This is a genomic window from Serratia marcescens (assembly GCF_006715005.1).
Lineage (GTDB): Bacteria > Pseudomonadota > Gammaproteobacteria > Enterobacterales > Enterobacteriaceae > Serratia > Serratia montpellierensis.
The window spans coordinates 14594-33483 of sequence record NZ_VFMJ01000001.1 but is presented as its reverse complement, the minus strand read 5'-3'; the positions used below and the strand labels follow the sequence as shown (position 1 = coordinate 33483).

Below are 18890 nucleotides of genomic sequence, written 5' to 3'. Positions count from 1 at the left end.
CGCACAATAAATAAAATGGCCCGCAGATGCGGGCCATTTTTTTCGCCTGAACGCCGCTTACTTGCGCAGCGCCTTCACCTGCTCGGCGGTGACGTCCGCCGGCAAGCCGCCCCAGGTCACGCGCAGGTAATTCACCAGTTCCGCCACGTCGGCATCGCTCAGCCGCTCGCCGAAGCCCGGCATGCTCTGCATGCTTTCATCGTTCGGGAACTGCTGGGCCGGCAGGCCATCCAGCACCGACACGATCAGGTTCTTGCCGTCTGCCTGACGCAGCGTGGCGTTATCACGCATCGCCGGTGCGACGTGCGGTTTGCCCTCGCCTTCGCGCGCATGGCAGCCGGCGCACTGATCCAGATAGACCATACGCCCGCTATCGCTGCCCTGGCCCATTTTCACCGGCACCGCCGCCGGCGGCTGCTCGCCCATCAAATACAGCGCCAGCGCCTGATGGTCTTCCGGCGTCAAATGACGGGTGCTAAGATCCACCACCATGTGCATCTCGCTGAAGGCGGAACCCTGCGGCGCGAGGCCGGTGCTGAGGAAGCGGCTGACGTCCTGCGGCGTCCAGCCGCGCTGCGCCAGGCCGTGCGGCGTAATGTCCGGCGCCATGAAGCGGCCGAGATCGCCGCCCTGCATCGGCTTAGCGAGATCCATCTGCCCCAGTGCGCCGCGCGGCGTGTGGCATTCGCCACAGTGGCCCAGCACGTCGGCCAGATAGCGGCCGCGCTGCCATTGCGGCGAGTTGCCCTGCGAACTGGCCGGCAGCGGATCCTGGCTACGGAACAGCAGGTTCCAGCCGATCAGCGCCATGCGCTGGTTGAACGGGAACGGCATCTCATTGGCCGGAATGGCGACGTCCACCGCCGGGCGCGTCATCAGGTAAGCGTAGATGTCGTCGGCATCCTGACGCGATATGCCCTTGTACGAGGTGTAAGGCATCGCCGGGTACAGGTGTCGCCCGCCCGGCGCCACGCCCTGCGTCAGCGCCAGGAAGAAGTCGTCCTTGGTCCAGCGCCCGATGCCGTGGTCGGCCGACGGCGTCAGGTTGCTGCCGTAAATCGTGCCAAACGGCGTGTCCAGCGGATAGCCACCGGCCAACGGCGCCCCGCCGCTGGCGGTATGGCAGGCGGCGCAGTCGGCGGCCTGCGCCAGATAGCGGCCGCGGGCGATCTGTTCGGCGCCGGCGCTCACCTGCTGCACCGGGCCGTCGTAACGCCGGTTTTCCCGCCACCACAGCAGCGCAATCACCACGATCGCCACCAGCACAATCAATACTGCGAGACGTTTTTTCATTGCGCCGTCTCCTTCAGCAGGCCCGGCGTTTTCAGCACCACGTCGCGCACCGCTTCGTAGTAACGCACATAACCGGTGCAGCGGCAGATGTGGCTGTCCAGCGCCTGCTCGATGGCGCTTTCCAGCTGTTCGCGAGCGATAGGTTCACGCTTGAGCTTTTCCACGAAAATGGTGGCGGCGTTGACGAAGCCCGGCGTGCAGTAGCCGCACTGGAAGCTGTAGTGCTCCAGAAACGCCTGCTGGATCGGCGACAGTTCAACCACCTCGCCCTGCTCGTCCACCTTGGCGTGGCCTTCGACGGTACGCACTTTCTTGCCGTTGAAGAAATGCGCGCCGGTAATGCAGGTGCGCACCTCTTCGCTGGTGCCGCTCGGGTGATCGACGATCGCCACGCAGGCGTGGCAAATGCCCTGCCCGCAGCCGAGGCGCGAACCGGTCAGGTCAAGGTACTCGTGCAGGAAATCGATCATCATCAAGCCTTCCGGCACCTCGATCGGGCCGTATTGCTTCTCGTTGATGGTCAGGGAGATCGGCTGGGTTTTAATGCTCATTGTAATACCTCACGAATATTTTCTGCACGAACGGGCAAATCACGGAAACGGTGGCCGGTGGCGTCGGCGATGGCGTTGACCAGCGCGGCCACGATCGGGATCATCACCACCTCCGCCATGCCTTTCGGCGGATCGGTTTCCGACAGCGCCGGCAGGATGTCGCCGCTCTGTTTCCACACCGCCACGTCGCTGGCGCGCGGCAGGTGGTAACGGTTGAAGTTCCAGGTGCCGTTGCCCGGGCCGTCTTCGTACAGCGGTAAATATTCGTGCAGCGCATGGCCGATCCCCATCGCCAGCCCGCCCTGCAGCTGACCGGAAACCAGTTCCGGCACGATCAGGTTGCCGCACTCCATGATCGAATGGTGATTCAGCAATTCCACCTGGCCGGTGGCGATATCCACCGCCACTTCCGCCAGCGTGCCGACAGCGCTGTAGTAGGTCACCGCCGCATTGTTGCGCTGGGTTGGCGGGTAGTAGGCCTGCCCGCGCGCCAGCGGTTTGAATTCGCCGCCGGCGATGCGCAGCGCCATGCCGTCGACCGGCAGGCGTTCGCTTTTGCCGTTCAGCGTGAAATCGGCCTCCGCCCACTGCCAGCGGTTGAACACGTGCACCGCAGCGCCGGTGACGCCGCCCATCTGATAAGCCGTCTTGGCCAACAGCTCGAGGCTCAGCACCGACATGCCCGCCGCCGTCAGGCCGCCTTCGACCCAACGCGCATCTTCACGCCGCACCACCAGCGGCGCCGCCTGGCCGCCGCCGATGCCGGCCTGCCACAGCGCCATCGCCGCCGGCCACAGGCCGTGATCGAAGATCAGGCGCGCCGCTTCGCGGGTGCTGTGCGAGAAGTAATAGGCCGAGTTGCTGGCGCTGGACGGCGAACAGTAGCTCGGCGTCCAGTTGGGGTTGGTTTGCAGCTTGTCCTGCTCTTCTTGCGACATCAGGTAAGGATCGCCGCTGGTGACCATCGGCAGTACCGACCAGTCGGTGACCGAGAAGTGCGCTTCGTCGGCCGGCTTGCCCAGCCACTGCGCGCACAGCACCGACTGCGAGGTCGACATGCCGGTGCCCATCTCCGCGCCGCTGTGATGCAGCGTGATGCGGCCGTCTTCACTCAGCTCCACCCGGGCGAACGAGGTTTCCGCCCCGGTGCCGAAGTCTTTCTGCACGCAGCCGAAGCCAACGCCATAGCGCTTGCCGGGATGGCGGCTCTCAAACTCGGCCTTGCGTTCGGCGCGCTTGAGCCACATCTCATGCTTCGCCGCCTTCTCCAGCACTTCATCGGCGCGGATCGCACCGGCCGGGATCGCCCCCTGGGTGTTTTTCATGCCGGATTTCAGCACGTTGCGCAGGCGGAACTCGATCGGGTCGATCTTCAGTTCGGCGGCCAGCTCATCCACCATCATCTCGGTGGCGGCCATGCTCTGCAGCGTGCCGTAACCGCGCGCCGAACCGGCGTCGATGGCGCGTGAGGCCAGCCCGACCGACGACAGATCGCTTTTCGGGAAGTAGTAAATCGACTGGGCGGCGGTCGCGCCGACCATCACCACCGAAGGGGTAAAGTTGCTGCGGCCGCCGCCGTCCGCCGTCATGTCACCGAGGAACGACTGCATAACGCCGGTCTGGCGATTCACCGCGATGCGATAGTTCATGTCGAACGCGTGGCGCTTCAGCGCCGTCTGGAACTGCTCGAAGCGGTCATTGGCCAGGCGCACAGGGTGGCCGTCGCCGTACATCGCCGCCACTGCGCCGTAATAGGGGAAGTTGTAGTGATCTTTCGAGCCGTAGCCCACGGTGTAGCACGGGTGCAGGATCAGCTGTTTCACCGGCGGGTTGCGCTTGGCCAGCATGCGCGGCATCTCGTCTGCCACTTCCTGCGGCGACTGGGTCGGCACCACCAGATGCAGGGTTTGCGTCTCGGCGTCGAACCAGCCGTTGGCGTTGTCCGGCTCCAGCGCCGAGGTATCGATCGACTGCGTAGTGTAGCGGCGTGACATCACCAGCCAATCGGCCGGCGGGTTTGCCATCTCGTCGGCGATCTGGCCCGCATAGCGCATGCCTTCCTGATCCAGCTTGCCGCCCTCGCGCCCTTCCGGCCACACCGGCAGGTGTTTTTTCATCGATACCGGGAAGATTGGCGTGTCCTTCAGGCTGGAGAAGCGATCGTCGTCGAACGGTTGATCGCCCCCCACCCGCACATAGCGGAAGCTGCCCCAGGGATCGCGCTCCAGCGGGCCGGTGACCGCGCCGTATTTGATGGTTTCTTCACGAAATTTCAGCTTGTCCTTGGCGAAGCGGAAACGGGCGAAGTCGTGATAGATCAGGATCGCCACCGCCTGGCCGAGGTAGGCCGGGGTTTTGCCGCTCGGCAGCAGCATGTCGTCACCGTAGAACGCCGGGAAGGCCAGGCCATCGCGCGCCAGATCTTCCGCCGTCACCAGGCGATCCGGCTGCAGGTCGTCCCCCAACAGCGACAGATCGACCCCTTCGAACAGTCGGTCGGCTTTGGTGACGCGCAGAATGAAGGCGTGCGCCTGTTTCTGCGGCCAGTGCGGCATGTCCACCGCGCGGATATCGCGCGCGAACACCTTCTGCCCCATGACCTTGGCGCGGCCATCGATACGGAAACGGACGCGTTTGGTCTGCGGATCCCAGTTGGGTGACTGGAGGATTTTTTGCTCGAACAGCGCGGCATAGGCGCGGCTGTACAGGGGTGCGAGATACACAGACACCCCCGCAATCACGGCGCTTTTGATAAAGCGGCGCCGCGACGGGTTGAAATTGCTCATAAATAAGTCCTTCACGTCTTTCTTGTAATTGGTTTTTGTTCGCGGTGTTGTTGCGCAAACGCTGACGACCTTGCCGTAGACGTCATAAGCATATGCTTATAACTAAAATTATGTGATGATTAACAGGCTGTTTTCAACAAAAAAACATTTGCAAAACACAGGTAGTTTGTAGGCTAATAAATAATTTGCGCAAACGCGGACTTCAACCATGACCACGGGCATTGTCATTACCGCCGCCGGACGCGGGGAGCGCTTTATTCAGGCCGGCGGCCAGGGCAACAAATTAAACGCCGGATTTGCCGATGCGACGGGCGAGCGGCGATCGCTGTTCGAACACACCCTGCGCCAGGCGCTGGCCTCCGGCCTGCCGGTACAGGTGGTGACCCGACCGGATAATCTGCCGGTGCTGGCAGCCTGCGCCGCCAAGCAGGTGCCGGTCACCCTGCTCGCCAGCGCGGGCCTCGGCGACTCGATCGCCGCGGGCGTTGCGGCCACGCCGCACTGGCAGGGCTGGCTGATCCACCTGGCCGATATGCCGTTCGTCAACGCCGAGGTTTTCCGGCAGGTGGCGGATGCCTTACGGCAGCACCCGATCGTGCGCCCCTGTTATGCGCAACAGCCCGGTCACCCGGTTGGCTTTTCCGCCCGATTGCGCAAACCGCTTTGCCAACTGCGCGGCGATAATGGCGCCCGTGAACTGCTGCAAGGCGCGGCGGTACACCTGCTGCCGCTTGAGCACCCCGGCGTCGTGCAGGATATTGATCTTCCATCGCAACTCCCGGCCAGCGAGTAAATTCACCTATGCAACATCTTGATGTCACCGTGGTCAGCCAGGCGATAAGCTGGCTGCAGCAACAGCCGGTCTGGTTATGCACCGTGCTCAGCACCTACGGCTCTTCGCCGCGCTCGCCGGGCGCGTTGATGGCGGCGACCCGCGACGGCCGCTACAGCGGTTCGCTGTCGGGCGGCTGCGTGGAGGAGGATTTTCTGCGGCGCGTGGCCGGCGGGGCGTACCAGGCATCCAGCCAGGTGATCCGTTACGGCGAAGGCGGCATGACGCCCAACGTGGCGCTGCCCTGCGGCGGCGTGCTGGACGTGCTGATCGAATACCTGCCGGCGGGTGAAGACAGCATCGCTTACCTGCAACGCATCGCCGGCGCGCTGGAAGGGCATCACGCGTTGATCAAACGCCTGACGCTGCCCAACGCCTGCCACAGCCTCGAGCAAAGCCACTTCACCAGCGCTACGCAGGTCGAACGCCGGCTCGAGCAGATCACCCTGCACATCGCGGCCGCGCCGCGCCTGCTGATCGCCGGGCTGTCCAGCGTAGCGCTGTACTGCGCCGATTTCGCCGTGGCGCTGGGGTTTGAGGTGCTGGTGTGCGAGAACCGCCCGGAGGCGCTGGATAACTTTGCCGCCGAGCTGAAACCGGGCGTGACGCTGCTGCGCCAGTTTCCGGCCAAATTTATTGAAGAAGGGGGATGCCACGCCAATACCGCCGTCGTGGCGCTGACCCACGATCCGCGCATGGACGACCTGACGCTGATGGAAGCGATCCACACCCCGGCGTTTTACATCGGCGCCATGGGCTCGCTCAGAAACAGCGCGCGGCGGCGCCAGCGTTTGCAGCAGATTGCCGAATTCACGCCGCAGGAGCTGGAACGCATCCATGCGCCGATCGGCCTGCCGCTGGGCAGCAAAACCCCGGCGGAGATCGCCCTGGCGGTGATGGCAGCGATCGTGCAGCAAAAAAACCGGCTGCCGGCCGCCGACGGGATCAGTGCAGCGGCACCACCGGCACCAAATGTTGCAGCTCCAGATGCAGTTCCTCTTTCCCGCTCAGCGAATAGCTAAACACCGTAATGTCCGGCCCGTCACCGCGGGCCAGCCCCATTTCGGGCAACACCTGCGTGTAGATTTTAATGATGTGATCGTTGAGTGCCACCGGCTTGCCGGAATAGCGAAAACGGCAAAATTCGCCGTGGATCTCCGGCAGCGCCTCCAGCACCACGCCTTCGCGCAGCGGGTATTCCGTCGTCACGCCCAGGGTATAATCGACCCTGACCCGCTCGCCGTCCGGCACCAGCTGGGTAAACGAATAGGTTTGTGCCGGGCGCTCACCCAGCAAGGTATAGAACTGCCCACGCAGCGCACTGCGCTGCGGCAGGTGCGACTTGTCCAGCTTCTCGATATCCAGATGGTACGCGTAATGTTTGCCGTGAAAGGCATATTGCCCTCTGGCAATGCTGACGCGTTCAACCTGAATATCGCCGGGCTGGCTGGCCGCCAGCGAACGCACCAGATTGCTGAAGTCCTGCTTGCGGGCATGGCGATACACGCTGGGCGATTCGGCGAAGTGTTTCTTGAAACAGCGCGAGAACGTCTGCTGGTTATCGAATTGGTATTCGACCGAGATATCGAGGATGCTCTTCTGCGTGAAACGCAAGGCGAAGGCGGCGAGGTAGAGGCGGCGAGCGCGGATATACGAGGCTAACGATAATCCGGTCTGCTTCTTGAACATACGCTGCAGGTACCATTTCGTATAGCCAGACTTGGCGGAAACGATATCCAACGACAGTGGATTGGTCAGGTTGTCTTCAATCCAGACCAGCAATTCCCTGATATGACTTTCCTGCGTTCCCATGTGCTTGCCGAAACCTTCTGTTGCCGATATTCCATTAGTCGAATTTTAGTGCTATCCGCGTAGGGTATACAGGTTAAAACTCGACGTCCAGCGGGCTACAGGACTTTACACAATCCCCTTCACCGCCCGCAGGCGGCGAAGGGGGCAACGCTTATTTCAGGCAGCTGGAGCATTGACCGGCCTGGATCTTCTGGAAGAAGTCATTGCCTTTGTCATCCACCAGGATAAACGCCGGGAAATCTTCCACTTCGATTTTCCAGATCGCTTCCATACCCAGCTCAGGGTACTCCACACACTCCAGGCTCTTGATGCTCTGCTGCGCCAGCACCGCCGCCGGGCCGCCGATGCTGCCGAGGTAGAAACCGCCGTGCTTGTGGCAGGCATCTGTCACCTGCTGGCTGCGGTTGCCTTTCGCCAGCATGATCATGCTACCGCCGTGAGATTGCAGCAGATCGACGTAGGAATCCATACGTCCGGCGGTAGTCGGCCCCAGCGAACCTGACGCGTAGCCTTCCGGCGTTTTGGCCGGGCCGGCGTAGTAGATCGGGTGATCCTTGACGTACTGCGGCAGGCCTTCACCGCGATCCAGACGCTCTTTCAGCTTGGCGTGCGCGATATCGCGGCCGACGATGATGGTGCCGCTCAGCGACAGGCGGGTGGAAACCGGGTACTGCGACAGCTGCTTGAGGATCTCGGCCATCGGACGGTTGAGATCGACTTTGATCGCCTCGCCTTCCCCGGCCTGGCGCAGTTCCTGAGGAATGAATTTACCGGGGTTGTGCTCCAGTTTTTCCAGCCAGATGCCGTCGCGATTGATCTTGCCTTTGATGTTGCGGTCCGCCGAGCAGGAGACGCCCATGCCGACCGGGCAGGACGCGCCGTGGCGCGGCAGGCGCACCACGCGGATATCGTGCGCGAAGTATTTGCCGCCGAACTGCGCGCCCAGACCCAGGTTCTGCGCTTCTTGCAGCAGTTCCGCTTCGAGTTCCAGATCGCGGAACGCCTGGCCATGCTCGTTGCCTTCGGTCGGCAGGCCATCGTAATACTTGGTCGAGGCCAGTTTGACGGTTTTCAGCGTCGCTTCCGCCGAGGTGCCGCCGATGACAAACGCCACGTGGTACGGCGGGCAAGCCGCGGTGCCCAGCGTACGCATCTTGTCGACCAGGTAATTTTTCAGTTTGCCCGGCGACAGCAGCGCCTTGGTTTCCTGATACAGATAGGTTTTGTTGGCGGAACCGCCGCCCTTGGCGATGCACAGGAACTTGTACTCTTCGCCGTCCACGCTGTAGAGATCGATCTGCGCCGGCAGGTTGCTGCCGGTATTGACCTCTTTGTACATATCCAGCGCGGCGTTCTGCGAATAGCGCAGGTTCTCTTCGATGTAGGTGTTGTACACCCCGCGCGACAACGCTGCTTCATCGCCGCCGCCGGTCCAGACGCGCTGGCCCTTTTTGCCGACGATGATCGCCGTGCCGGTGTCCTGGCAGGTCGGTAAAATACCCTTGGCGGCGATTTCTGAGTTACGCAGAAATTGCAGCGCAACGTACTTGTCGTTTTCGCTGGCGTCCGGATCGTCGAGGATATCGGCCACCTGCTGTTGGTGCGCCGGGCGCAGCATGAACGAGGCGTCGTGGAACGCATGCTGGGCAAGCAGGGTTAACGCTTCAGGGGCAACTTTCAGAATTTCCTGGCCTTCAAATTCGCTCACGGAAACGTGGTCGCGGCTCAGCAGATAGTATTCGGTATCGTCTTTCTTCAGCGGGAACGGATCTTGATAGTGGAACGGTTTATTCGACATTGATCTCTCACTTGCAACATCAGCTGCGTTAAATTCACACTTGCGGCGCACGGCTCGGCGCCTTGTCAAAAAACTGCCTCCACCTTACGTATTTTTAATCAGTCAGTTATTGCGCCAAATCGCAAAATAACCGCTCTTTGCGTAAGGGATTACCACAGGCGGCGTTTCAACCTTGCTCGGTGAGAACTGCGGGTACAGGCTCATCATGCACGCTTTATTATCCCGCAGTTAACACATTGATTACAATCCATCGGCGGCGATCGCCTTATCAATGTGGCGAAAAACCGGCGCACAGCGCCAAGAAAGCGTCAGATGCGGATTTAGGCCGGGGCATATTGTCAGCCGCCGCGCCATTGCTTAAGCTAGGCCGCAATGAACAAACCAAGAATCCCCATCGCGCTGCAACAAGCGGTGATGCGCTGCCTGCGAGAAAAGCTGCAGTTGGCACGCCGGCATTTTGCCGTCGAGTTCCCCGAACCCAGCATCGTCTATCAGCAACGCGGCACCAGCGCGGGCACCGCCTGGCTGCAAAGCTGGGAAATCCGCCTGAATCCGGTGCTGCTGCTGGAAAACCAACAGCCGTTTATCGATGAAGTGGTGCCACACGAGCTGGCGCACCTGCTGGTATTTCGCCAATTCGGCCGGGTGGCGCCGCACGGCCGCGAATGGCGCTGGATGATGGAAAGCGTGCTGCTGACCCCCGCCAGCCGCACTCACCGTTTCGAAACCGCCTCGGTGCAGAGCAAAACCTTCCCCTACCGCTGCGGCTGTGGGCAGCACCAGCTCACCATTCGCCGCCATAACCGCGTGCTGCGCGGCGAAAGCGAATACCGCTGCCGCCGGTGCGGCGAAAAACTGAAATTTCTCGCTAGCGAGAACCATTAGTTAAACGATTTATACGTTAAAACAAGCAAATATCGCCATTTGCCACTGCCGGCAAGTTCCGTTACCCTGCCTGCTTTTCCAATTTTGAGCTGTTTTGGAATATGCTTCGCAGAATTTTGTTTATCGCGGTTTTCGCCGCAGGCGCCGTACAGGCGCACGGCATCAATAACTTTTCTCAGGCCAAGGCGGCGGCGGCCAAGATTAATCAGGATGCGCCGGGCAGTTTTTACTGCGGCTGCCGCATCGACTGGCAAGGCAAGAAGGGCATCCCGGATCTCGCCGGCTGCGGCTATCAGGTGCGTAAAAACGCCCAGCGCGCGCAGCGCATCGAGTGGGAACACGTGGTGCCGGCCTGGCAGTTCGGCCACCAGCTGCAGTGCTGGCAGGACGGCGGGCGCAAGAACTGCAACAAAGACGCCACCTATCGCCAGATAGAAACCGATCTGCACAACCTGCAACCGGCGATTGGTGAGGTGAACGGCGATCGCAATAACTTCATGTACAGCCAATGGAACGGCGGCGAAGGCCAATACGGGCAATGCCCGATGAAGGTGGACTTCAAGAATAAACAGGCAGAGCCGCCCGCCCGCGCACGCGGCGCCATTGCCCGCACCTACTTCTACATGCGCGATCGCTACCAGCTGCGGCTGTCACGCCAGCAAACCCAGCTGTTCGAGGTGTGGAACCGGCAATATCCGGTGAGCCAATGGGAATGTCAGCGTGAAGCACGTATCGCCAAGGTGCAGGGCAACCACAATCCCTATATTCAACAGGCTTGTCAGCAGCGGAAAAGCTAACCTACTATAGCCTTTATCTTTCATGGCGCCGCCAACCCGCGGCGCCGTTTCGTCAGGATCAGACAACCCATGCGCATACCCCGCATTTACCATCCACAGCCGTTGACCGATCGGGCGGAGATCGCCCTCAGCGAGGACGCCGCCAACCACGTCGGCCGCGTGCTGCGCATGAGCGCCGGCCAGGCGCTGCAGCTGTTCGACGGCAGCAACCAGGTGTTCGACGCCGAGATAGTTCGGGTGGACAAAAAGAGCGTGCTGGTGCGCCTCGGCGACGGCCGCGTGGATGACATCGAATCGCCGCTCAACCTGCATCTGGGCCAGGTGATCTCGCGCGGCGAGAAGATGGAGTTCACCATTCAGAAATCCATAGAGCTGGGCGTCAACGTCATTACCCCGCTATTTTCCGAGCGCTGCGGCGTCAAACTGGACGGCGAGCGTCTGGCGAAGAAAATCCAGCAATGGCAAAAGATCGCCATCGCCGCCTGCGAACAGTGCGGCCGCAACCGCATTCCCGAAATCCGCGAGGCGATGTCGCTGGAGGCCTGGTGCGCCGAGCAGGACGGCAGCCTGAAGCTCAACCTGCATCCGCGCGCCAGCCACAGCATCAACACGCTGCCGCAGCCGGTAGACCGCGTCCGCCTGCTGATCGGCCCGGAAGGCGGTTTGTCCGCCGACGAAATCGCCATGACCACCGACCACGGATTTACTGATATTCTGTTGGGACCACGCGTTCTGCGTACCGAAACCACAGCGCTCACCGCCATTACCGCTCTGCAGGTCCGCTTCGGCGACCTGGGTTAAAGGAGAAAAGATGATTAAGCTCGGCATCGTGATGGACCCTATCGATTCCATCAACATCAAGAAAGACACCAGCTTCGCCATGCTGCTCGAAGCGCAGCGCCGCGGTTACGAATTGCACTACATGGAGATGAACGATCTCTATCTGCACGCCGGTGACGGGCGCGCCCGCACCCGCCTGCTGAGCGTGAAGGAAGACAAGGAGAACTGGTTCAGCTTCGGCAGCGAGCAGGATCTGGCGCTGCACGATCTGGACGTGATCCTGATGCGCAAGGATCCGCCGTTCGATACCGAATACATCTACGCGACCTACATTTTGGAGCGCGCCGAAGTCAAAGGCACGCTGGTGGTCAACAAGCCGCAAAGCCTGCGCGACTGCAACGAGAAGCTGTTCACCGCCTGGTTCCCTGAGCTGACGCCGGATACGCTGGTCAGCCGCAGCGCCGCGCACATCCGCAAATTCCACCAGCAGCACGGCGACATCATCCTGAAACCGCTGGACGGCATGGGCGGCGCGTCTATCTTCCGCGTGAAGCAGGACGATCCCAACCTGTCGGTGATCATCGAAACCCTGACCGAACACGGCAGCCGTTTCTGCATGGCGCAGAACTTCCTGCCGGCGATCAAGGACGGCGACAAACGCATCCTGGTGGTGGACGGCGAGCCGGTGCCTTACTGCCTGGCGCGCATTCCGGCGCAGGGCGAGACCCGCGGCAATCTGGCGGCCGGCGGCCGTGGCGAAGCGCGTCCGCTGAGCGAGAGCGACTGGAACATCGCCCGCACCGTCGCCCCGACGCTGAAAGAGAAAGGGCTAATCTTCGTCGGCCTGGACGTGATCGGCGATCGCCTGACCGAGATCAACGTGACCAGCCCAACCTGCGCACGCGAAATTGAGGCGGCATTCCCGATCTCGATTACCGGCATGCTGATGGACGCGATTGAAAAGCGCCTGGCGGCGAAGTAATGCGTCATGCGGGCGGCCTGCCGCCCGCTAACCTGCATCGCGCCCGCCAAAGCGCGCCTTTCGGCAACGGCTTGAAAGGCAGCGGGTATAGCCGCATACTGGCGGCTGTTTATTTTCTCACCCATTGATTACCTTATACTAACGCCATGAATTTACAGCACCATTTTCTGATCGCCATGCCCACCCTGCAGGATCCTCGCTTCAAGCGCTCGGTGATTTACGTCTGCGAGCACAACGAAGAAGGCGCCATGGGTTTGGTGATCAATAAACCGGTGGAGCAGTTCACGGTAGCCACGGTATTGAGCAAGCTGAAGATCATGCCACCTGCGCGCGATCCGGCCATCAGCCTGGACAAGCCGGTGTTCGCCGGCGGCCCGCTGGCGGACGATCGCGGATTTATCCTGCATACGCCGCGCCACGGCTTCGGTGCCAGCATTCAAATTTCGCCCAACACCATGATCACCACCTCGAAAGACGTGCTGGAAACGCTCGGCACCCCGGAACAACCGGACGACGTGCTGGTGGCGCTGGGTTATGCAGGTTGGGAAAAGGGCCAGCTGGAGCAGGAGGTGTTGGAAAACGCCTGGCTGACCATCGAAGCCAACACCGACATTCTGTTCCGCACGCCGATCGCCAGCCGTTGGCGCGAGGCGGGGAACCTTCTGGGTATCGACATTCGCAGCATCGCCAACCACGCAGGACACGCCTGATGAGCAACCGCACCATTATCGCCTTCGACTTCGGCACCAAAAGCATCGGCGCGGCCGTCGGCCAGGAGTTAACCGGCAGCGCTCGCGCCCTGCCGGCCTTCAAAGCACAGGACGGCTCACCGGACTGGCTGAAAATCGAAAAACTGCTGAAGGAGTGGCAGCCGGATCTGGTGGTGGTCGGCCTGCCGCTGAACATGGACGGCACCGAACAACCGGTAACCGCCCAGGCGCGCAAGTTCGCCAACCGCCTGCACGGCCGCTTCGGTATCCAGATCGATCTGCATGACGAGCGCCTGAGCACCGTGGAGGCGCGCGCCAACCTGTTCGATCGCGGCGGCTTCCGCGCGCTCGACAAAGGCAGCGTGGATTCCGCCTCTGCGGTAGTGATCCTCGAAAGCTGGTTCGAACGGCAGCTGGGCTAAACGCCCGCCGATTCCCCCGCACACTCTCCCAGCATTCCGGCGTCGATCCGCTGCTGCAAACCTTGCTCAAAGGTTTGCATGCCGGACTGCGCGCCGGTTTGCAACACGCTCGCCAACTGATGGGTTTTCCCTTCGCGGATCAGGTTGCTGACCGCCGCTGTCGCCGTCAGCACCTCAAAGATCGCCACGCGTCCGCCGCCAGGCCGCCGCATCAGCTTTTGTGCGATTACCGCCTGCAGGCTGCCGGCCAGCTGGGCACGCACATAGGGTTTCTCTTCCGCCGGAAACACGTCCACCAGCCGTTCCACCGCCTGCGGCGCGCTGCGGGTGTGCAGCGTCGCCAACACCAGATGGCCGGTCTCCGCCGCGGTGAGCGCCAGCCGAATGGTGGCGATATCGCGCAGCTCGCCCAGCAGGATCACATCCGGATCTTCACGCAGCGCAGCGCGCAACGCCGCATCGAAGCTGTGGCTGTCGCGGCCGATCTCCCGCTGCTGGATCAGCGAACGCCGGCTGCGGTGCAGAAATTCGATCGGATCCTCCAGCGTCAAAATGTGCCGCGGCTGGTGCCGGTTGATCTCGTCGATCATCGCCGCCAGCGTGGTGGACTTGCCGCTGCCGGTGGCGCCGGTGACCAGGAGAAGCCCGTCGTCGCGCCGCAGCAGCGCCGGGACGATGGCCGGCGCCGCCAGCTCGGCAAGCGAAGGCGCCTGCCCGGCGATGCGCCGCAACGCGAGAGACATCCCCGCGCGTTGCTGAAAAACGTTGGCCCGCAGCCGCTCCCCACCCGGCCTGTGCAGCGCCAGATCGATCTGCCCCAGCCGCCGCAGGTTCTCGCGCTGCTGCGCATTCAGCAATCCGTCGCAGAGGGTCTGCACGCCTTGCGCCGTCAGCGCTGGCGCCGCCGCCAGCGGCTGCAGTTCACCGTCGATGCGTAACATCGGCGGATGACCGGCACAAAGGTGCAGATCGGAAGCATTATGCTTTACACTAAGGGCCACGAATTCATCGATATCCATATCACTCTCCCGGGTCAATAATGAGCACTATCCAACAGAACCTGCAGGATGTCAGAAACCGCATTGCGGCCGCCGCGCAAAACTGCGCGCGGGCGCCAGAAGAAGTTGCTCTGCTTGCAGTCAGCAAAACCAAACCTGTGGCGGCGATCGAAGAAGCCATCGCCGCGGGCCAGCGTGCCTTCGGCGAGAACTACGTGCAGGAAGGGGTAGACAAGATCCGGCATTTCGCCGAGTCGCCGCAGAGCGGCGAGTTGGTGTGGCACTTTATCGGCCCGCTGCAATCCAATAAGAGTCGGCTGGTGGCGGAACACTTCGCCTGGTGCCATACCGTGGATCGGCTGCGCATCGCCCAGCGCCTGAGCGATCAGCGCCCGGCCGACCTGCCGCCGCTCAACGTGCTGATTCAAATCAATATCAGCGATGAGCAGAGCAAATCCGGCATCGCGTTAAGCGAACTGCCGGCGCTGGCCGAGGCGATCGCTGCGCTGCCGAACCTGACGCTGCGCGGCCTGATGGCCATCCCGGCGCCGGAAGCGGATTACCAGCGGCAGTTGGCGGTATTCAGCCGGATGAACGACGCCTTTCTCGCCCTGCGCCAGCGTTATCCGCAGGTCGATACGCTATCGATGGGCATGACGGACGATATGGCGGCAGCGATTGCCGCAGGCAGCACCCTGGTGCGCATCGGCACCGCAATTTTTGGCGCCCGCGACTACTCGCAGGCCTGACAAACAGACGAGGGATTTGATGCAACATCGCAAGATTACCTTTATCGGCGCCGGCAACATGGCGCGCGCAATCATCGCCGGCCTGGTGGCAGGCGGCTATCCGGCCAAATCCATCAGCGTCTGCGCCCCTTCGGCGAAAAACCGCGATGCGCTGGCGGCGGACTACGGCATCGTCAGCAGCGGCGACAACGTCGCCTGCGCGCGTGAGGCCGAGGTGGTGGTGCTGGCGGTCAAACCACAGATGATGGGCGACGTGTGCCAGCCGCTGCGCGAACAGGTCGATTTCGGCGGCAAGCTGGTGCTGTCGATCGCCGCCGGCATTCAGGTCAGTCGCTTCTATCAGCTGCTCGGCGACAAGCTGAACATCGTGCGCATCATGCCTAATACCCCGTCGCTGGTCGGCAAGGGCATGAGCGGGCTGTACGCCCCGGCGCAGGTCAGCCAACAGGATCGCGACTACACCGGCGATTTAATGGCGTCGGTCGGTAAAGTTTGCTGGGTAGATGACGAAAATGGCATCAACGGCGTGATCGCCGCCGCGGGCAGCGCCCCGGCCTATTTCTTCCTGTTTATGGAAGCGATGCAAAAAGAGGCCGAACGCATGGGCTTCGACAGCCAGACCGCACGCGATCTGGTGCAGCAGGCCGCTTCCGGCGCCGCCGCGCTGGTGGAAGCCAACCCGGACACGCCGCTGGGTACGCTGCGCGAGCAGGTGACCTCCAAAGGCGGTACCACTGCCGAAGCGCTGCGGGTGTTCAACGAGCGCCAATTGCCGGAAACCGTGGCGCAAGCGATGCAGGCCGCCGTTTCTCGTGCCCAAGAGATGGAAAAATTATTTTAAATAACCATGAGTTAAGGAGAAGGACCACTTCATGCTAACGCTGACTTTCCTGGTCAAGACCGTTATTGATCTGTACGTGATGGTGCTGTTGCTGCGCATTTGGATGCAATGGACGCGCACCGATTTTTACAACCCGTTCTCGCAGTTTGTGGTGAAGATCACCCAGCCGATCGTCGGCCCCCTGCGCCGCATCATCCCATCGCTGGGGCCTATCGACAGCGCTTCGCTGCTGCTGGCGTTCCTGCTGATGACCATCAAGTACCCGCTGCTGCTGCTGATCCAGGGCGGTGCGATGTCGCTCAGCCCCTATAACCTGCTGTTCGGCCTGATCTCGCTGGTGAAATCCGCCGGCTACCTGATCTTCTGGGTGATGATCATTCGTGCGCTGATGAGCTGGATCAGTCAGGGCCGCAGCCCGATCGACTACGTGATGTACCAACTGACCGAACCCTTGATGGCGCCGATCCGTCGCATCATCCCGGCGATGGGCGGTATCGACTTTTCCGCCATGGTGGTGATCCTGATCCTCTATCTGATCAACTACCTGGGCATGGATCTGTTCGGCGAGATCTGGTTCCTGCTGTGAGTGCAGTCACTCCGGTGCTGGACGGGCTGGCGATCAGGCTATATATTCAGCCGAAAGCCAGCCGCGACCAAATTATCGGCTTGCATGGCGACGAACTAAAAGTCGCCATCACCGCCCCGCCGGTCGACGGCCAAGCCAACGCCCATTTGATCAAGTTTATCGCCAAGCAGTTCAAAGTGGCGAAAAGCAACGTCACCATCGAGAAAGGCGAACTGGGGCGGCATAAACAGTTACGCATCGTGAATCCGCAACAGATCCCCGCCGTGGTCGCGGCGCTCATCGAATAATTTTCAAGGTAGTCATTATGCAAAAAGTCGTTCTTGCCACCGGTAACCCGGGCAAAGTGCGCGAACTTGCCGACCTGTTGGCCGATTTCGGCCTGGACGTGGTCGCGCAAACCGATCTGGGCGTGGAATCCGCCGAAGAAACCGGGCTGACGTTTATTGAAAACGCCATTCTCAAAGCGCGCCATGCGGCACAGGTCACCGGCCTGCCGGCGATCGCCGACGACTCCGGCCTGGCGGTCGACGCGCTGGGCGGCGCGCCGGGCATCTACTCCGCACGCTATGCCGGTGAAGACGCCGACGATCGGCAGAACCTCGACAAGCTGCTGGCGGCGCTGAAAGGCGTAGCGCCGGGCCGGCGCGGCGCGCAATTCCACTGCGTGCTGGTCTATCTGCGCCATGCAGAAGATCCGACGCCGCTGGTGTTCCACGGCAGCTGGGCCGGTGAGATCACCGAGCAGGCCGCCGGCGAAGGCGGCTTCGGTTACGATCCTGTCTTCTACGTGCCGGAGCTGGGCCGCACCGCCGCCGAGCTGAGCCGCGACGAGAAGCGGGCGATTTCGCACCGCGGCAAAGCGCTGAAGCTGATGTTGGAAGCCATGCGCAATGCTTAAGCTGCCCCCGCTGAGTCTCTACATTCACATCCCGTGGTGCGTGCAGAAATGCCCGTACTGCGACTTCAACTCCCATGCACTGAAGGGTGACGTGCCGCATCAGGAGTATGTCGATCATCTGTTGGCGGATCTGGATGCCGACCTGCCGCTGGCCGGCGGCCGGGAGATAAGCACCATCTTCATCGGCGGCGGCACCCCCAGCCTGCTGAGCGCAGAGGCGATGCAAGCCTTGCTGGACGGCGTGCGGGCGCGCATACGCGTCGCCGACGACGCCGAAATCACCATGGAGGCCAACCCCGGCACCGTGGAGGCCGATCGCTTCAGCGGCTACCAGCGCGCCGGCGTCAACCGCATCTCCATCGGGGTGCAAAGCTTCAGCGCCGAGAAGCTGACCCGCCTGGGGCGCATCCACGGCCCGGAAGAGGCCAAACGCGCGGCAACGCTGGCGACCGGCCTCGGCCTGCGCAGCTTCAACCTCGATCTGATGCACGGCCTGCCGGATCAGTCGCTGGAAGAGGCGCTGGACGATTTGCGCCAGGCTATCGCCCTCAATCCGCCGCACCTGTCGTGGTATCAGCTGACCATCGAGCCGAACACCCTGTTCAGCTCGCGCCCGCCGGTTTTGCCGGACGACGACGCGCTGTGGGACATCTTCGAGCGCGGCCACCAGCTGCTCAGCGCCGCCGGCTATCAGCAGTATGAAACCTCGGCCTATGCCAAACCGGGCTACCAATGCCAGCACAACCTCAACTACTGGCGCTTCGGCGACTACCTGGGGATCGGCTGCGGCGCGCACGGCAAGGTGACCTTCAGCGACGGGCGCATCCTGCGCACCGCCAAGACCAAGCACCCGCGCGGCTTTATGCGCGGCGACTACATGGACAAGCAGCATGAGGTGGCGGTGGCAGATCGGCCGTTCGAGTTCTTCATGAACCGCTTCCGCCTGCTGGAAGCTGCGCCGCGCGCCGACTTCGTCAACTACACCGGGCTGGCGGAAAGCGTCATTCGCCCGCAGCTGGACGAAGCGCTGGCCAAAGGCTATCTGGAAGAAACCGCAGAGCACTGGCAGATCACCGAGAAGGGCAAACTGTTCCTCAACTCGCTGCTGGAACTGTTCCTGGCAGACGACGAGTAAAAAAAGCGCTGAATAATCAGCGCTTTTTTATTGGT

Annotated in this window: 20 protein-coding genes; 14 read left to right on the top strand and 6 right to left on the bottom strand. The window is 62.0% G+C overall.

The features are described 5' to 3' along the window. Positions 1 to 57: 57 nt before the first annotated feature. The 3 genes from FHU12_RS00185 to FHU12_RS00175 are packed head-to-tail and all read right to left on the bottom strand — an operon-like array spanning position 58 to position 4630. A complete protein-coding gene (locus FHU12_RS00185; RefSeq protein WP_141966665.1) occupies positions 58 to 1293 on the bottom strand; it encodes a cytochrome c in 1236 nt (411 codons plus the stop codon). Next, positions 1290 to 1844 (bottom strand): (2Fe-2S)-binding protein, encoded by a 555-nt coding sequence (locus FHU12_RS00180; protein ID WP_038879260.1) that lies wholly within the window; start codon positions 1842 to 1844, stop codon positions 1290 to 1292. The genes FHU12_RS00185 and FHU12_RS00180 overlap by 4 nt, the downstream gene beginning before the upstream one ends. Beyond that, on the bottom strand, positions 1841 to 4630 hold the full coding sequence (locus FHU12_RS00175) for a xanthine dehydrogenase family protein molybdopterin-binding subunit (RefSeq protein ID WP_129993409.1): 2790 nt from the start codon (positions 4628 to 4630) through the stop codon (positions 1841 to 1843). The genes FHU12_RS00180 and FHU12_RS00175 overlap by 4 nt, the downstream gene beginning before the upstream one ends. Before the next feature lie 208 nt (positions 4631 to 4838). Here FHU12_RS00175 and FHU12_RS00170 point away from each other — a divergent pair, with 208 nt between their 5' ends. Continuing rightward, positions 4839 to 5423: a nucleotidyltransferase family protein gene (locus FHU12_RS00170; RefSeq protein WP_141966663.1), complete on the top strand. Its 585-nt coding sequence runs from the start codon at positions 4839 to 4841 to the stop codon at positions 5421 to 5423. 8 nt (positions 5424 to 5431) lie between these two features. Then, positions 5432 to 6484, top strand: a complete 1053-nt coding sequence (locus FHU12_RS00165; RefSeq protein WP_141966662.1) for an XdhC family protein — start codon at positions 5432 to 5434, stop codon at positions 6482 to 6484. Here FHU12_RS00165 and FHU12_RS00160 read toward each other — a convergent pair. Both FHU12_RS00160 and fumA read right to left on the bottom strand, forming a co-directional pair. Then, positions 6408 to 7274 carry a helix-turn-helix domain-containing protein gene (locus tag FHU12_RS00160; RefSeq protein WP_129993412.1) on the bottom strand — a complete coding sequence of 289 codons (867 nt, stop codon included), beginning with the start codon at positions 7272 to 7274 and terminating at the stop codon, positions 6408 to 6410. The genes FHU12_RS00165 and FHU12_RS00160 overlap by 77 nt on opposite strands. 151 nt (positions 7275 to 7425) lie before the next feature. Continuing rightward, positions 7426 to 9072 carry a class I fumarate hydratase FumA gene (gene fumA / locus FHU12_RS00155; protein WP_033635936.1) on the bottom strand — a complete coding sequence of 549 codons (1647 nt, stop codon included), beginning with the start codon at positions 9070 to 9072 and terminating at the stop codon, positions 7426 to 7428. Between the two features lie 372 nt (positions 9073 to 9444). On the opposite strand from fumA, the gene FHU12_RS00150 reads away from it, so the two are divergent. From FHU12_RS00150 to ruvX, 6 genes are all read left to right on the top strand, one after another. Then, positions 9445 to 9957: a SprT family zinc-dependent metalloprotease gene (locus tag FHU12_RS00150; RefSeq protein WP_141966660.1), complete on the top strand. Its 513-nt coding sequence runs from the start codon at positions 9445 to 9447 to the stop codon at positions 9955 to 9957. A 101-nt stretch (positions 9958 to 10058) separates the two neighbouring features. Next, positions 10059 to 10754 carry a deoxyribonuclease I gene (endA, locus tag FHU12_RS00145; protein WP_141966658.1) on the top strand — a complete coding sequence of 232 codons (696 nt, stop codon included), beginning with the start codon at positions 10059 to 10061 and terminating at the stop codon, positions 10752 to 10754. A gap of 69 nt (positions 10755 to 10823) precedes the next feature. Then, positions 10824 to 11555, top strand: a complete 732-nt coding sequence (gene rsmE, locus FHU12_RS00140; RefSeq protein ID WP_049194742.1) for a 16S rRNA (uracil(1498)-N(3))-methyltransferase — start codon at positions 10824 to 10826, stop codon at positions 11553 to 11555. Positions 11556 to 11565: 10 nt separating this feature from the next. Beyond that, entirely contained in the window at positions 11566 to 12516 is a 951-nt protein-coding gene (gene gshB / locus FHU12_RS00135; protein WP_141966656.1) for a glutathione synthase, read from the top strand. A gap of 146 nt (positions 12517 to 12662) precedes the next feature. After that, the gene (locus FHU12_RS00130; protein WP_033635940.1) at positions 12663 to 13226 is read left to right on the top strand and encodes a YqgE/AlgH family protein; all 564 of its coding nucleotides are present in this window, start codon (positions 12663 to 12665) and stop codon (positions 13224 to 13226) included. Then, positions 13226 to 13648, top strand: a complete 423-nt coding sequence (gene ruvX, locus FHU12_RS00125; RefSeq protein ID WP_015379046.1) for a Holliday junction resolvase RuvX — start codon at positions 13226 to 13228, stop codon at positions 13646 to 13648. Before FHU12_RS00130 ends, ruvX begins: the two co-directional genes overlap by 1 nt. Here ruvX and FHU12_RS00120 read toward each other — a convergent pair. Further along, on the bottom strand, positions 13645 to 14667 hold the full coding sequence (locus FHU12_RS00120; protein WP_141966654.1) for a type IV pilus twitching motility protein PilT: 1023 nt from the start codon (positions 14665 to 14667) through the stop codon (positions 13645 to 13647). The genes ruvX and FHU12_RS00120 overlap by 4 nt on opposite strands. A gap of 20 nt (positions 14668 to 14687) precedes the next feature. Here FHU12_RS00120 and FHU12_RS00115 point away from each other — a divergent pair, with 20 nt between their 5' ends. Genes FHU12_RS00115 through hemW form a run of 6 tightly spaced genes read left to right on the top strand, consistent with a single transcriptional unit; the run spans position 14688 to position 18855 of the window. Beyond that, complete coding sequence (locus FHU12_RS00115) at positions 14688 to 15395, top strand: YggS family pyridoxal phosphate-dependent enzyme (RefSeq protein WP_141966652.1); 708 nt, start codon at positions 14688 to 14690, stop codon at positions 15393 to 15395. Between the two features lie 19 nt (positions 15396 to 15414). After that, positions 15415 to 16236: a pyrroline-5-carboxylate reductase gene (proC, locus tag FHU12_RS00110; protein WP_141966650.1), complete on the top strand. Its 822-nt coding sequence runs from the start codon at positions 15415 to 15417 to the stop codon at positions 16234 to 16236. Positions 16237 to 16267: 31 nt separating this feature from the next. Continuing rightward, positions 16268 to 16822, top strand: a complete 555-nt coding sequence (locus FHU12_RS00105) for a YggT family protein (protein ID WP_084827144.1) — start codon at positions 16268 to 16270, stop codon at positions 16820 to 16822. Beyond that, positions 16819 to 17109 (top strand): DUF167 family protein YggU, encoded by a 291-nt coding sequence (yggU, locus tag FHU12_RS00100; RefSeq protein WP_004948014.1) that lies wholly within the window; start codon positions 16819 to 16821, stop codon positions 17107 to 17109. The genes FHU12_RS00105 and yggU overlap by 4 nt, the downstream gene beginning before the upstream one ends. A 17-nt stretch (positions 17110 to 17126) precedes the next feature. Next, positions 17127 to 17720, top strand: coding sequence for an XTP/dITP diphosphatase (locus FHU12_RS00095; protein WP_038879287.1), 594 nt, complete (start codon positions 17127 to 17129; stop codon positions 17718 to 17720). Then, positions 17713 to 18855, top strand: a complete 1143-nt coding sequence (gene hemW / locus FHU12_RS00090) for a radical SAM family heme chaperone HemW (RefSeq protein ID WP_141966648.1) — start codon at positions 17713 to 17715, stop codon at positions 18853 to 18855. Before FHU12_RS00095 ends, hemW begins: the two co-directional genes overlap by 8 nt. Positions 18856 to 18890: the final 35 nt, after the last annotated feature.